The organism is Streptomyces sp. NPDC055632 (assembly GCF_053618675.1).
Genome location: NZ_JBSHHY010000001.1, coordinates 35318 through 50139, shown reverse-complemented (window position 1 = coordinate 50139; position 14822 = coordinate 35318). Strand labels below are relative to the sequence as shown.

The following is a 14822-nucleotide window of genomic DNA, read 5'->3' as shown; positions in this document are numbered from 1 at the left end:
TGAGGGGGTGGGGACGGAGGCTGTTTCAGTCGGTCTCGGCCCGCAGCACGGCGCGGGTGAGCGGGCCGTAGGTCCCGTCCTCCTGCGGGATGTACCGGGACACCTGGTAGCGGCGCAGGGCCGTTTCTACGGACCCGCCGAAGACCCCGTCGGCCGGACCGACGTACAACCGGAGCCGCTGGAGCCGCCGTTGGAGGTCGACGACCTCGGGACCGGTGCTTCCCCGTCCGACTTCGTCCCGCCCGCCCTCGTCCCGGCCGGGGCGCGAGGGGCGGTGGTGGCGGTGCGACGAGGACGGCGTGGGCGTCGGGGCGGTCACGGGGGAGGCGGTGGCCGCGCGGGTGGGGGAGGGCGTGGGGGAGGCCGTGGTGGTGTCGGGGGCGGGGGTCCCGGAGGCGGAGGGGCGGGCCGGGGACGAGGCGGAGGGCGTCGTCCGCGCGGTGCTCGCCACGGGGGACTGGGGCGTGTCGGAGGCGGTGTTGCGGGCGGGGGCCGGGACGCGCGTCGCGAGGACGGGGAGCGAGAGGGACGGGTGCGACGCCGGTACGGAGTCGGGCTCGGCGGAGACCCACACCGCCACCGCGGCGCCGATCCCGGCGGAGAGCGCGCCGGCGAGCATCAGGGGAAGCGGCATGGACCGCCACGCCGGAGCCGTCGCGCGGGCGCGCCGGGACCGTCGTGACGCGCGGGCGGGCGCCGCCGTGTCCCGGGCGGGGACCTTCGGCAGCCGGACGGTCGCGTCGAAGAGCTCGATGTCCTGCCCCCGCGCCCCCGTGCCGTCCCGGTTCGGCTCCGCGACCTTCCCGAAGACCCGGTCGCCCCGGTGTTCCACGCCCGTCGGTTCGCGAGTGCCGGAAGTGACGGCCGTGTTCGGGGCAGCCCTGTTGCGCATCGAAGTGCTCCAGATGAGGTGAAGCCGAGGGAGGGGGGTGGTGAAGTCGTGGAGATATTGATCGCTGTTCAAAGCAAGCGTCAACTGATCTCAGAACAGGCCGAAACGGTCCTTCTGAGACCTTGTTTCTTAAAGGACTTTTAACGCGTGACGCAGGTCACAGGGGAAAGTGGTGCCGACGGCCTTCCGAGCGCCGCCGACGGCCTTTCCGGGGGGTGCCACGGGCCGTTCCGGACGGCGGCACGGACCGTTCCGGACGGCATTCCGGGCGGCCTTCCGAACGGCGGTACGAGCTATCCCGGCGCTCTCCTCAGGACGGATCCCCGTAGCGGGAGACCAGTTCGGCGGCGCGGTCGCGCAGGGAGGCGCGCAGCGACGGCGGGGTCAGGGCCTCCGCGTCCGTGCCGAGCCGCCACAGCGCCCATACGGCGTGCCGGAAGTCCTGGAAGGTCACCTCCAGCCGCAACCGCCCGTCCGCGTCCGGCTCTTCCGCGCGGACGGCGAGCGCGGTGTCGAGGAGTTCCTCCCGCCGTGCCGGGTCCACCCGCACCAGCACGGTGAGGTGGTCACCGCCGGAGAGGAACCGCGCGGAGCGCTCCCGCCAGATCCGGTCCAGGTCGACCCGGTCCGGCCGCTGCGCCGTTTCGGGCAGCTCCTCGGCCGTCAGCACCCGCGACAGCCGGTAGGTGCGGTCCTCGCCCGACCGCGTGGCCAGCAGGTAGGCCCGGTCGCGCACGGTGACCAGGCCGATCGGGTCCACCGTGCGCCACCGCGGCTCCTGGCCCGTGGCCGCGTAGTGGATGCGCAGCCTGCGCCCGGCGAGCACGGCGCGCCGGACCGCGCCCATCGTGGTGCCGGGCACCTCGTCGGTGGCTAGCCGGCGGGAGAGCAGGTCGGTCTCCGGGTCGACGAGGAAGCGCCGGGCCGCGTCGTCCGCCGTGGCCCGGTGTCCCTCGGGCAGCGCGTCGACCACCTTCCGCAGGGCCGAGGCGAGTGCCGGACCGAGGCCGAACACCTGCTCGCCGCGCCCCGATCCGGCCGCGAGCAGGGCGAGGGTCTCGTCGTGGTTCAGACCGGTCAGCTCGGTCCGGAAGCCGGGCAGCAGCGCGAAACCGCCGTACCGGCCGCGCTCGGCGTAGACCGGGACGCCGGCCGCGGACAGCGCCTCGATGTCGCGGAGCACGGTACGGGTGGACACCTCCAGCTCGCGGGCCAGCGCGTCCGCGGTCAGCCGGCCGTGCCGGCGCAGCAGGAGCACCAGGGAGACCAGCCGATCCGCGCGCATCCGGGAACCGTACCGAATACATGACGGAGGGTGTCACGTATTGCCGGAAGGCTCGTCACCACGACGCGAAGGCCGGCGCCCACCGGGCCGCCGGCGCGTGCCCTCCTAACGGAAAGAGCTGATGTGGCGATGGAACGAACGGCGGTCAACCCGGTGACGTGGTCGCAGGAGATCGGCTTCAACCAGGGAGAGGTCGTCTCCGGACACTCACGGACCCTGTACGTCTCGGGGCAGACCGCGACGAACGCCGAGGGGAAGCCCGAGCACGAGGGCGACATGGCGGCGCAGCTGGCGCTGAGCGTCGACAACCTGGAGGCCGTGCTCGCCGGGGCCGGCATGACCCTCGCGAACCTCGTGCGCCTCAACGTCTACACCACCGACGTCGACCTGCTCTTCCCGCACTACGGCGTGCTGGCGGCCCGGTTGGGCGCCGCCGGGGTGGCGCCGACCACCACGATGCTCGGGGTGACGCGACTGGCGATCCCCGGCCAGCTGGTCGAGTTGGAGGGGACCGCCGTGGCGTGAGGCGACTCCGCCGCGCTTCCCGACGGGTCCCGTTCCGCGAGAGGAGACCTCGCGCGGCGGCACCGAACTCCGCGGCGGACCACGCGACAACGCACCGTGACAACGCCCCGCGACGACGCCCCGGAACGGCGTCCCGGGGCGTTGTCAGACCCATGGGCAAGGATGTTCCCATGACGAACATCTCCGCCGTCGAGGCGTCTTTCAGCATGTCCGGCCGCGCCGCGTACGAGGCCGCCGTCCAGCGCCTGCGCGAGGCGTCCCGCACCTATTACGGGGCGGGCTACAGCCTCATGGACGACGCCGCGTACGACCGGCTGCGCCTGGCGGTGCTGGACTGGGAGGCGGAGCACCCCGACGAGACCGGCCCGGACTCGCCCACGGACCAGGTCGCCGACGGCGCCGCCCCCGCGGGCGACGTCGCCCACACCTCGCGCCTCCTCAGCCTCGACAACGTCTTCGCCCCCGAACAGCTCACGGCCTGGGGCGCGTCGCTCCAGCGCCGCCTGGGGCACGAGCCGGCGGGCGGGTTCACCGTCGAGCCGAAGATGGACGGCGCGGCCGTCGCCGCCCGCTACCGCGACGGCCGGCTCGTGCAGATCATCACGCGCGGCGACGGCACCCACGGCGAGGACGTCAGCCACGTCATCGGCACCGTCGTGGGCCTCCCCGAGCAGCTGTCCGTGCCCGCCACCTTCGAGGCCCGGGGCGAAGTCCTGTTCACCCAGGAGCAGTTCGAGGCGGCGAACGAGACACGGGCCGCGCACGGCGCCGGCGTCTTCGCCAACCCGCGCAACGGGACGGCCGGCACCCTGCGGGCGAAGGACCGCCCGTACCGCCTCGCCATGACCTTCTGGGCGTACGGCGCCGTCGAACTGGACGGCGTGCCCTTCCTGCCCGCCGGCGCCGGCCACGCCGAGACCCTCGCCGCCGTCGCGCGGGCGGGCGTGCGGACCACGGCGGACACCCCGGCCGGGCTGCACACGGTCGCCACGCTCGCCGAGGCGCAGGAGAAGGTCGACGCGATCGCCGCGCTGCGCGCGAGCCTGCCGTTCGGCATCGACGGCGTCGTCGTCAAGGCCGACAGTGCCACCGAGCAGGCCACGGCCGGCTTCGGCACCCGCTTCCCCTACTGGGCCGTCGCCTACAAGCTGCCCGCCGTCGAACGGCAGACCGTCCTCCAGGACGTGTTCTGGGAGGTCGGCCGCACGGGCGTGCTCGCCCCCACCGCGGTGCTCGCCCCGGTGGAGCTCGACGGCTCCACGGTCACCCGCGCCACCCTCCACAACCCGGCCGACATCCTCCGGCGCGACCTCCACATCGGCGACACCGTGACGGTCTACAAGGCGGGCGACATCATCCCGCGCGTCCAGGCGGCCGTCGTCGAGCTCCGCCCGCGGGACGCCGTCCCCGTCCCGCTGCCCCACGAGTGCCCCCACTGCGGCGGCGGCATCGACAAGAGCCAGGAGCGGTGGCGCTGCGCGAAGGGCACCGCCTGCGCGCTCGCCCCGCTCATCGAGTACGCCGCGGGGCGCGACATCCTCGACATCGACGGCCTCGGCAGGAAGTACGTCGACGCGCTGATCGCCTCCGGCGACGTCGGTGACGTCGCCGACCTGTTCACCCTCACGGAGGAGCAGCTCACCACCGCCTCCGGCAGCGCCAAGCGCGGCGCCAGACTGGCCGAGCAGATCCGCCTCGCCAAGGCCCGCCCGCTGAGCCGCGTCTTCTGCGCCCTCGGCATCCCCGGCACCGGCCGCAGCATGTCCCGGCGCATCGCCGCCCACTTCGGCACGATGGAGGCCATCCGCGCGGCCGACGCCGACACCCTCCAGGACGTCGAGGGCATAGGCCCGGAGAAGGCCCCGGTCGTCGTCGAGCAGGTCGCCGCGCTCGCCCCCGTGATCGACAAGCTGATCGCGGCCGGCGTCGGCATGACCGAGCCGCGGCCGGAGCGGGCGGAGGACGCCGTCGAGGGACCGCTGAGCGGGAAGACCGTCGTCGTGACGGGGAGGATGACCGGCCCCCTCGACGGCTGGGGACGCTCCGAGATGGGCGCCCTCATCGAGAAGGCCGGCGGCCGGATGGGCAGCGGCGTCAACTCCCGGACCGCCTTCCTGGTCGCCGCCCCGACGGCCGGCGGCAAGCCGAGCTCCAAGGCGGTCAAGGCGCAGGAGGCGGGCGTCGAGGTCCTCACCCCGGAGGACTTCGCGACCCTGGTCGCCGACTACCTGGACTGAGCCGGGGTCGGCCCCCTCCCCCGCACGCCGCTCGCCGTGCGGGCGGCCCGGAGCTCGCATAGGGTCGCGGTGCCGTCGCGACCGGACCGGAGGTACGACGCGGGGGAGGGGCACGGCCCGGCCGACCGGAGGAGACCCGTGTCAGGACAGTTCGAAGCGACGACCGAGATCGACCGGCCGATCGAGGACGTGTTCGCGTACCTCGCCGACGGGCGCAACGACCCGCAGTTCAGCCCCAGGGTCCTGCGGATCGACCGGGTCCCCGAGGGCCCGACCGCCGTGGGCACGGTCTTCCGGAGCACCGTCAAGGACGCCGGGATGAAGTCCGCGCGGGAGTTCCGCGTCACCGCCCTCGACGCCCCGACGCGGATCCGGTGGGCCGAGGTCTCGAAGAACAGCGTGACGGCCCGCGAGGGCGGCTACGACCTGGAGCCCCTCCCGGACGGGGGGACGCGGGTCCGCATCTTCAACGTCCTGGAGGGCCACGGGATCGGCAAGCTCCTCGTCGGTCTCGCGCTCGCCGCCGTCCGCAAGGACGCCGACGCCTTCGGCGCCCGGATCAGGGCAGCGGCCGAGGCGGCGATCCCTCCCCGCTGACGGCCCGGCCTCCGTCCGGCCGGGGACGCGGCACGGAGACCCCGGCCGGGAGCCGGGGCGGAGCGCCGAACCGCACCGGCACGCCCGGCGAGTAGAGCACGCTGACGGGCTCCCCGAGCGGCCGGCGGAGACCGGCGGCCGCGAGCAGCGTCTCGTCGCAGTGGAGCAGCCGGGCCCGGTGCAGCGGCCAGCGGGGATGGGTGTTGGGCAGATAGAGCGGGCGCCCGCGGAACGAGCTGTGCATGCCCCAGCGGGCGGTCAGGAAGTGTTCGAGCGCGGTGGGCTCCCCGACCGGCTCCCCGACCTCCACGGCGATCGAACTGCGCGCCCCGCGCGGTCCGGGCCACCGCCGGCTGCTCTCGTACGCGACGGTCGAACCGTCGTACCGGACGGACATCCGCGACCACACGTACGGGATGCGGAAGGCCCACCGCCCCACGGCCACGGGCACCAGCCGGGACGCGTCGAGGGACCGGAAGACGACGCCCCGGCGCCCGTGGGCGTCCACGGAGTACAGCCGCACGTTGGTCTCCGGAAAGGTCCCGAGATAGGGCAGCCCCGGCAGCCGGAACCATCCGACGCGGTGCATCCGGAAGGCGACGAGCCCCACGTACGTGACCCCGTCGAGGGTGTCGGGCACGGTCCCGGCCGGCAGCAGCGGCGCCACCTCCGCGGGCTCCACCGGCCAGTGCAGGAACGCCAGGTCCAGCCAGGACTGGGTGAGCAGGGTGCGGTGCGCACGGGACGGAGGCTCGGCCGACACGGGCTCGGGCTCCGGAGTGGGCGGCGTCTGCGGCATCGCAGAAGTATCCGGCGGGACGGGCGGCCGGGGGAAGCGGCGGGGGCGTCGAACCGGGTTCCTCCGCTTGAGCCGCCGACTGTCCGACGTCACTGACGTCTCCGACGACACCGACGACCCCGACGACCACGAACGGGGCGTGCGACCGGAACGGCATCGCGTCTGTGACGACCCGCAGAACACGTGCTGTGCCGGGAGACGCGTGACTGAGCTGCGACGAGTCGAGGATCGGCGGGTAACCAGCCTACCCGCGGGAAAAGTTGGATTGCGATCGAGAATCGAACCGGGGTTCGCTTCCGTGATAGGACTGTTCGCCTTGATGTCGTACGTCTGACGGGGGATTCGAGGTCATGGCTGTCACGGTGCCGGACTGGGCGGACACGCTGCTGGACCTGGTCGGTGTCAACTGGCCCAACGTGGACGAGGACGCCTACCGGGAGATGGCGGACGCGCTGCGGGAGTTCGCGGACGACCTCTCCGACGACGGCCAGCTCGCCAACAACCACATGGAGCGCCTGCTGTCGTCCGGTCAGGGCGAGGCGATGGACGCGCTGAACCGGCACTGGACCAAGGTCAAGGGCAAGCACCTGAAGGACGTCGTGTCCGCGGCCCGGACGATCGCGGGCGCGCTGGACACGGCGGCGGGCGCGATCGAGGCCATGAAGTGGAAGGCGGTCGCCGAACTCGGGATCCTGGCCGGTCAGACCGGGCTCGCGATGGCGCTGATCCCGGTGACCGGCGGTCTGTCCGCGCTGCTGGGCGCCGGTGCGATCGCCTTCACGAAGAAGCAGCTGCTGAAGCTGATCACGGGCGCGATGGAGGAGGCGGTCGGTCACATCGTCTCGGTGATGACCGAGCCGGCCGTGGCGGCGCTGGAGAACATGGCGGCGGACCTGGTGGTCCAGGTCGGCATGGACGCCCTGGGCGTCCAGGAGGGCGTGGACCTCAACCGGACGGGGCAGGCCGGGAAGGAGGGCTTCGACCAGGGCGTCCAGGGCGCCAAGGAGGGCCTGAACCTGGCCTCCACCGGCGGAGGCGGCGGAGGCGGCGGAGGCGGCGGTGGGGACGGCAAGGGCGTCCACATCGAGCACGACGAGCACGACCGGGCCGGCACGAAGCTGAACGGCGTGAGCGTCGGCATCCACGGCAGGACCGCCGGCAGACTGACGAAGGCGAAGACGGCCCAGGGCCGCAACAAGGGCCGCGACGACATCGCCGACGCCCTGGACCCGGTCATCGAGAAGGCCATGGGCGCCCTGGTGAAGTCGGCCAGGACCATGGGCGACCACATCGGCGAGGCGCTGCCCAAGGCCGTCAAGCAGATATCCAAGGACCACAGGAAGAACGACGACGACATCCGCGACCGCTTCGCCGGCCTGCACAAGGACGGCGACGGCCGGGGCCGGAACGGTGCTCGCGACGCGGGTGACCACCGTAGTGATCGCGGTGGCGGCGACAGTGCCCGAACGAGGCCGAACGGGCTGCGCGAAGCCCGCGACGACGCGCGCCGCAACTCCATCCCACTGGACCGCAAGACGTGCAGGGCCGACCCGGTCGACATCGCGACGGGGGAGATGATCCTGCCGCAGGCCGATCTCTCCCTGCCCGGAGTGCTTCTCCTCGTCGTGGGCCGTACCCACCTGTCGAACTACCGCTACGGTCACTGGTTCGGCCGCAGCTGGTCCTCGCTGTTCGACGAGCGCCTGGAGGCCGACCCCGTGGGACCGGGCGTCGTCTGGGCCCGCGGCGACGGATCGTGCCTCGTCTACCCCCGCCTCCCGCAGCCCGGCGAAGACCGGGTCTGGCCCACGGAGGGGCCCCGGATCGCCCTCGCTCACGGTGGCGCGTACGAGGACGAGACCACCTACGTCCTGTCCGATCCCTCCGGTCTCACCCGCTCGTTCACCGGGAGTCCGTACCGCGCCTCCTCCGCCTACTGGCTCGCCGAGTTCAGGGACCGTCACGACAACACCGTCGTCCTCACCCGCCGTCCGGACGGCGCGCCCTCCCGGGTGTCCCACAGCGGCGGCTACAGGGCCGAGGTCGACGTGGCCGACGAGCGGATCACCGCCCTGCGCCTGCACACCCCGCAGGGCCCGGTCACCGTCATGTCGTACGGGTACGACGCGGACGGCAACCTCGACGCCGTCACCGACTCCTCCGGAACGGCGACGCGTTTCACCTACGATCCCGCCGGCCGCATCACCTCGTGGACCGACCGCAACCAGTCCACCTACCGGTACGTCTACGACGACGCCGGCCGCGTGGTCCGGACCGTCGGACCCGACGGTTTCCTGTCGTCGCGCTTCTCCTACGACAGCGGGACGGGCATCACCCGCCACACCGACTCCACCGGCGCCACAAGCGTCTTCCGGGTCAATCACCTCCTCCAGGTCGTCGCCGAGACCGACCCCCTGGGCAACACGGTCAGCCAGACATGGGACCGCCACGACCGGCTCCAGAGCCGCACCGACAGCCAGGGCCGTACGGTCACCTACACCTGGGACGAGGACGGCAACCCCACTTCCGTACGCGAGCCCGACGGCTCTCTCGCCACCGTCCGGTACGACGAACGGGGTCTGCCCACCGTCGTGACCACCGCCGACGGAGGCGTGTGGCGCCGCACCTACGACGACCGCGGCAACAACGTCACCCTGACCACACCGGACGGGGCCACCACCCACTACGCGTACGAACCTAACGGCGCGCTCGCCGCGGTCACCGACCCGCTGGGCGTCCGACGGACCTACCGCTCCGACGGCGCCGGCATGCTTCTCGCCGACACGGACGCCCGAGGCGGGACGACCACCCTGGTCCGCGACGCGTTCGGCCGACCCGTCGCCGTCACCGATGCCGACGGCGGTGTCACCACGTGCACGTGGACCGTCGAAGGACGGCTCGCCTCGCACACCCGCCCCGACGGCGCCACCCGGCGGTGGACGTACGACGGGGAGGGCAACTGCCTCACCGAGACCGACGCCCACGGCGGCGTCACCCGGTACGAGTACACCCACTTCGACCAGCCCGCCTCCCGCACCACCCCCGACGGCGCCCGCCACGAATTCCGCTACGACACCGAACTGCGGCTCGCAGAGGTGCGCAACGCCGCCGGACTGACCTGGAACTACGCGTACGACGCCGTGGGACGCCTGGTCTCCGAGACCGACTTCGACGGCCGCACCCTGACCTACGGCTACGATCCCTCCGGCCGCGCGCGCAGCCGCACCAACCCGCTGGGCCAGACCGTCACCACACACCTGGACGACGCCGGCCGCGTCACCGCCCGCGACGTCGAAGGCGCCGTCACCACCTACGCCTACGACCGGGCCGGTCGTCTCACCGGGGCACGTTCCTCCGACTCCGTCCTCGCGCTGGAGTGGGACGCCATGGGCCGCACCGTCGCCGAGACCGTCGACCGGCGCACCAGCCGGTACGGCTACGACGCTCTCTCGCGCCGGATCCTGCGGGTCACCCCCGGCGGGTCCACCACCCGCCTCGCCCACGACGAGGCGGGCAACCGCACCCACCTCTCCCTCGACGGCCACGGCATCGCCTTCTCCCACGACGCCACCGGCCGTGAGACGAGCCGGTCCTTCGGCAGTCCCGAGCGGCCCGTGGTCCTCGGCACCGCCTACGACTCCACGGGCCGGATCGGGGAACACCGCCTCACCGTCCAGGACCGGACCCTCAGCCGCCGCCTCTACGCCTACCGCGCCGACGACCGGCTGGAGACCGTCACCGACGGGCTGACCGGCAACCGCAGGCACTACGAACTCGACCCGGCAGGACGCCCCCTGCGCGTCGAGTCCCACGGCTGGACCGAGACCTACGCCTACGACGGTCAGGGCAACCAGACCTCCGCCCACTGGCCCGACAAGGCACCGCACCCCGAGTCCCGCGGCCGACGCGCGTACGACGGCAACCGACTGGAATCCGCCGGCGCCCTCCACTACACCTACGACGCGGCCGGCCGCGTCGTCGAGCGGCGCAAGAAGCGGATATCCCGCAAGCCGGACGTCTGGCGCTACGAGTGGGACGCGGCCGACCGGTTGACCGCCTGCACCACACCCGACGGCACCCGGTGGACCTACCGCTACGACCCGCTCGGCCGCCGCACCGCCAAGCGACGGCACGCCGACGACGGGACCGTCGTCGCCGAGACCCTCTTCACCTGGGACGGCAGCCGCCTCGCGGAACAGACCGACTCCGCCACCGGCACCACCTTGACCTGGGAGTACGACGGCCACCACCCGATCGCCCAGGCCGAGCGCCGCACGACGCGGCGCCCGGACTCCGGCGACGACCAGGACTCCGGCGACGGCCAGGATTCCGTCGACGCCCGTTTCTTCGCGATCGTCACCGACCTCGTCGGCACGCCCACCGAACTCGTCGACCCCACGGGCGCCACCGCCTGGCAGGGCCGCGCCACCCAATGGGGCGCCACCGCGTGGAACCGGGACGCCGTCGCACACACCCCGCTGCGCTTCCCCGGCCAGTACGCCGACCCCGAGACGGGCCTGCACCACAACTTCTTCCGCCACTACGACCCCGAGGCCGGCCGCTACGTCAGCCCCGACCCCCTCGGCCTGGACCCGGCCCCCAACCCCGCCGGCTACGTCACCCACCCCGCCACCGAGGCCGATCCGCTCGGACTGGCGCCCTGTATGCAGGGGCTGGAGGACATGGCGCACAAGATCTCGCAAGTGCTGCCCACGCGCGGACAGAAGCACCAGACCGTCGCGATCATCGCCACGCGCCACGGCGACAAGGACGTACTCGTCGTCGCCGGGACCAGCAAGAGCAAGCTGACGCCGGCCCAGCGGAAGCTGGCTCAGGAGATGGGCCTGTACCCCCTCCCGAACGACCAGTACCTCCCGCCGACACCGCCGAACGTCCCGGGCGGGCACGCGGAGCAGAACATCCTGCACTACCTGAGCCGCCTGCACAGCAAGGGGTCGGACGACTGGCTGCCCACTCACGGGGCCGCGATGCGCAGTGTCTGTCCCGAGTTCTGCGCTCCTATCATCCGTATCGACGGCATGCTCGCGGGACCCACCTACGGCGATGACAATCCCACCCACCGGCGGCAGTTCTACTGGCCCAGCCGCCACACCCCGGACACGAACTAGGACGCGCACATGAACCACCCCCGCCTCCCCGCACGGCTGCTCGCCGGTGAGCCCGTACCCGGCGTCGCCGAGGCTTTCGGGAACCTGGACGTTCTGCCGCTGCACGACAGGACGCACCGGCTCGTCACCCGGAGCGAGGGAACGATCATCGTCGGGAAGGTCGACCCCGATCCGACCCGGGTGCTCGCCGACCGCGTGACGTGGGACGACCCGGACCCCCACACGTCCGGCACGTACTGTTCGCCGCTGCCCGACGGCGCTCTGGCCATCAGCGGCCGGGAGAGCATCACCGTTCACGAGACCGACGGAAGCGTCCGCTGGGAACACCGCCACGCAACCTGGCGCCATTCGCCCGAGGCCTCGGGCGCATGCGCCCCCGACCCGGCCGGCCGGGTCCTTCTGGCGACCACGGCCGGACCCCTCGGAGCCGACGGGCTTTCCGAGGGCGACGTCTGCCGGGCCCTCGACCTGACCACCGGCGAGGTGCTCGCCGAGCACGTCCTGCCGTCCCGCGCCGCGGCGTACGAGTTCCAGGGGTTTCCCGACGCACGGCCCGAGGTCCTCCTCACCGCCTCCATGGGGCAGGACGGCACCCTGTGCTTCCTGGTCACCCACACCGCCGACGGGCTCCACGTGCGGGCGACCGGCACCGTCACCGAAGCGTGCGTCGGCACCGGCCCGGAGGGGGCGCTGGTCATCCAGGACATCGGTGGCGGATACCTCACCCGCACGCAGGAGGGCGCCGCCGACGTCGTCGTCGAGGCCGGCGAGGTCCTTCCCGAGGAATGGGTCTTCGTCGGCTACACCCCGGGCTTCGTCGACGGCGAGCGCGTTCTGGTCGTGGCGGCCGAGGAGCAGTGGGCGGAGGAGGGCACCCACCTCCTCCTCGACGCCCGCACGCTCAGGCCCCTCGCCGCGCTCGACTACCCGCGTGCACCGGGAGTCTCCGTCCTGCCGCTCGGCGACGGCACGTGGCTCACCCACGACGGGGACACGGTGCTGCGCTGGACGACCGGCTGAACCCGGGGCCGGGGCGTGCGGCGGCCGTCAGCGCGGCTCCGGACCCGGCCACGCGCGCGGGTACGGCACCCGCAGCGACCCGGCCGGTACGGGGGTGTGGTCGGCGGACGCGTACAGGCGCCCGTCCCGCAGGACGACCGCGCCGCTGCCGAGCATTGACGTGACCAGTTCGGTGGCCAGTGCCTCCGGAGCGAGGTCCAGGAGGCGGGCCGCGTCGGTCAGCCAGGCCCTGACGCGCAGATAGGGCTCGACCTCGCCGGCCGGGATGCCGTCGCGGATCATCAGGGCGAACGCGAAGATCCGGCGGGCGCCGTACCAGACGGCTCCGGCGGGGTCGTCGACGAGGCGCTGCGCCCGGCGCAGGGCGGCGGCGAAGGCGGCGGCCGGGTCGGCGGGGACCGGACCGTGGGACGGCAGGACCACGCGCGGGCCGAGGTCGGCCATCCGCTTGAGGGAGGCGAGCGCGGTGGCGGCCGCCCCGGGGCCGTCGAGGGCGAGGTTCACCCAGCCGACGTCGTAGTCCGACAGCGCGTCCCCGACCACGAGCAGCCCCTCGTCCGGCTGCCACAGGGCCAGGTGGCCCGGCGTGTGACCGGGCGTGCGGACGACCTCCCAGTCGGCGTCGCCGAGCCGGAGCACCTGCCCGTCGTCGAGCGACACGTCGACCGTGTACGGGGCCACCGGCTGGTCCAGGTACTCCGCCGCGCAGCAGCCCGGGTCCCGGCGCGCGATCGCCTCGGCCTCCGGCGCCCCGGCGGCGACGCCCGCGCCCCGCGCCTGGAGAAGGGCGTTGCCGCCGACGTGGTCGGAGTGCCAGTGGGTGTTCACGACGAGCTCGACCTCCCCGGCCCGCTCGCGGACCCAGGCGGCGGTCTCCTCGGCGTGCCCCGTGAAACCGGAGTCGACCAGGGCCGGCCGCCGCCCGTGGAGCAGCAGCGTGTTGGCGTCGGGGAAGGGCCGCTGCCACCAGGTGGCCCAGGAGGGCAGCGACGGCGGGGCCTGCCGCGCGCTCACCGTCCGGCCCCTTCCGGTCGTATCCGGTCTTCCACGTGCTCTCCTCCGATGGCAGCCGACGGACGTCACGGGCGGCGGGCGGGCGGCGGTACGGGTCCGCCGGCCGCGGCCACCCACCCGTGACGATCATCATGTCACCGGACGCCACCGGGATCCGGGCCTTCGAGAGCTCCGACCCGTTCGTCCCCACCACCCTTGTTGCACATATATTGCAGTTGCAGAGCTAGTGCAGAAGGAGTGGAACGGTGGGCGGACCAGTAGTCCTCGGGATCGAGTCCTCGTGCGACGAGACCGGAGCGGGGATCGTGCGGGACGGGAAGCTGCTCGCGCACGTCGTCGCGACCAGCATGGACGAGCACGCGCGGTTCGGCGGGGTCGTGCCCGAGATCGCCGCGCGGGCGCACCTGCACTCCTTCAACCCCGTCGTGCGGGAGGCCCTCGACCGGGCCGGGCTGCGGCTCAGCCAGATCGACGCGGTCGCCGTGACCACCGGCCCCGGCCTCTCCGGCGCCCTCCAGGTCGGCCTGGCCGGGGCGAAGACGCTGGCCTACGCCGCCGGGGTGCCGCTGTACGGCGTGCACCACCTCGCCGGGCACGTCGCCGCCGACACCCTGGAGCACGGCCCGCTGCCCAGCCCCTGCGTCGTCCTGATCGTCTCCGGCGGCCACACCTCCCTGCTCCTGGTCCGGGACCTGGTCCGCGAGCCGATCCTGCACCTGGGCGACACCCTGGACGACGCGGCGGGGGAGTGCTTCGACAAGGTGGCCCGCATCCTCGGGCTGCCCTACCCGGGCGGGCCCGCCATCGACCGGGCCGCCCGGGACGGCGACCCGCGCGCGGTGGACTTCCCCCGGCCGCTGACCCGCGGCGGGGACGACCCGTACGCCTTCTCCTTCTCCGGGCTCAAGACCGCCGCCGCCCGCTGGGTCGAGAAGCACCGCCTCCAGGGCCTGGACGTCCCCGTCGCCGACGGCGCCGCCGCGCTCCAGGAGGCCGTCGCCGACGTCCTCAGCCGCAAGGCCCTCGCCGCCTGCCGGGCGTACGACGTGAAGACGCTGATCGTGGTCGGCGGAGTCGCCGCGAACTCCCGCGTCCGCGCCCTCACCGAGCAGAGGTGCGCCGCCGCCGGGGTCGAGCTGCGCGTCCCGCCGATGACGCTGTGCACCGACAACGGCGCCATGATCGCCGCCGTCGGCGACCTCCTCGTACGCTCGGGAGCGGAGCCCGCCCCGCTGGACGTGTCCATCGATCCGTCCGCGCCCCTGGAGTACGCCTCCCTGACCCCGCTCCCCGCCCCCTCCGCCCGGGCCGCCTGACCGTCCCC

At 73.4% G+C, this 14822-nt stretch carries 10 protein-coding genes; 6 read left to right on the top strand and 4 right to left on the bottom strand.

Features of this window, described 5'->3' with window-relative positions; genetic code table 11:
- Positions 1-25 precede the first annotated feature (25 nt).
- Positions 26-892, bottom strand: coding sequence for a peptidoglycan-binding protein (locus tag ACWGSR_RS00205; RefSeq protein WP_453562619.1), 867 nt, complete (start codon positions 890-892; stop codon positions 26-28).
- Between the two features lie 310 nt (positions 893-1202).
- Positions 1203-2177 (bottom strand): helix-turn-helix transcriptional regulator, encoded by a 975-nt coding sequence (locus ACWGSR_RS00200; protein ID WP_453562617.1) that lies wholly within the window; start codon positions 2175-2177, stop codon positions 1203-1205.
- Positions 2178-2306: 129 nt separating this feature from the next.
- Here ACWGSR_RS00200 and ACWGSR_RS00195 point away from each other — a divergent pair, with 129 nt between their 5' ends.
- The 3 genes from ACWGSR_RS00195 to ACWGSR_RS00185 all read left to right on the top strand — a co-directional run bounded on the left by ACWGSR_RS00195 (position 2307) and on the right by ACWGSR_RS00185 (position 5536).
- Entirely contained in the window at positions 2307-2702 is a 396-nt protein-coding gene (locus ACWGSR_RS00195; protein ID WP_376245859.1) for a RidA family protein, read from the top strand.
- Between the two features lie 170 nt (positions 2703-2872).
- The gene (gene ligA, locus ACWGSR_RS00190; RefSeq protein ID WP_453562615.1) at positions 2873-4939 is read left to right on the top strand and encodes an NAD-dependent DNA ligase LigA; all 2067 of its coding nucleotides are present in this window, start codon (positions 2873-2875) and stop codon (positions 4937-4939) included.
- A 138-nt stretch (positions 4940-5077) separates the two neighbouring features.
- Positions 5078-5536, top strand: coding sequence for an SRPBCC family protein (locus ACWGSR_RS00185; RefSeq protein WP_376245864.1), 459 nt, complete (start codon positions 5078-5080; stop codon positions 5534-5536).
- On the opposite strand, the gene ACWGSR_RS00180 is transcribed toward ACWGSR_RS00185, so the two are convergent.
- A complete protein-coding gene (locus ACWGSR_RS00180) occupies positions 5499-6335 on the bottom strand; it encodes a YqjF family protein (RefSeq protein WP_453562613.1) in 837 nt (278 codons plus the stop codon). The genes ACWGSR_RS00185 and ACWGSR_RS00180 overlap by 38 nt on opposite strands.
- 350 nt (positions 6336-6685) lie before the next feature.
- Here ACWGSR_RS00180 and ACWGSR_RS00175 point away from each other — a divergent pair, with 350 nt between their 5' ends.
- Both ACWGSR_RS00175 and ACWGSR_RS00170 read left to right on the top strand, forming a co-directional pair.
- Complete coding sequence (locus ACWGSR_RS00175; RefSeq protein ID WP_453562611.1) at positions 6686-11464, top strand: DUF6531 domain-containing protein; 4779 nt, start codon at positions 6686-6688, stop codon at positions 11462-11464.
- Positions 11465-11473: 9 nt separating this feature from the next.
- Positions 11474-12484, top strand: a complete 1011-nt coding sequence (locus tag ACWGSR_RS00170; protein ID WP_453562609.1) for a hypothetical protein — start codon at positions 11474-11476, stop codon at positions 12482-12484.
- A 27-nt stretch (positions 12485-12511) separates the two neighbouring features.
- On the opposite strand, the gene ACWGSR_RS00165 is transcribed toward ACWGSR_RS00170, so the two are convergent.
- Positions 12512-13498, bottom strand: coding sequence for an MBL fold metallo-hydrolase (locus ACWGSR_RS00165; RefSeq protein ID WP_453562607.1), 987 nt, complete (start codon positions 13496-13498; stop codon positions 12512-12514).
- 245 nt (positions 13499-13743) lie between these two features.
- Between ACWGSR_RS00165 and tsaD the strand changes: the two genes are divergently transcribed.
- On the top strand, positions 13744-14814 hold the full coding sequence (tsaD, locus tag ACWGSR_RS00160; RefSeq protein ID WP_453562605.1) for a tRNA (adenosine(37)-N6)-threonylcarbamoyltransferase complex transferase subunit TsaD: 1071 nt from the start codon (positions 13744-13746) through the stop codon (positions 14812-14814).
- Positions 14815-14822: the final 8 nt, after the last annotated feature.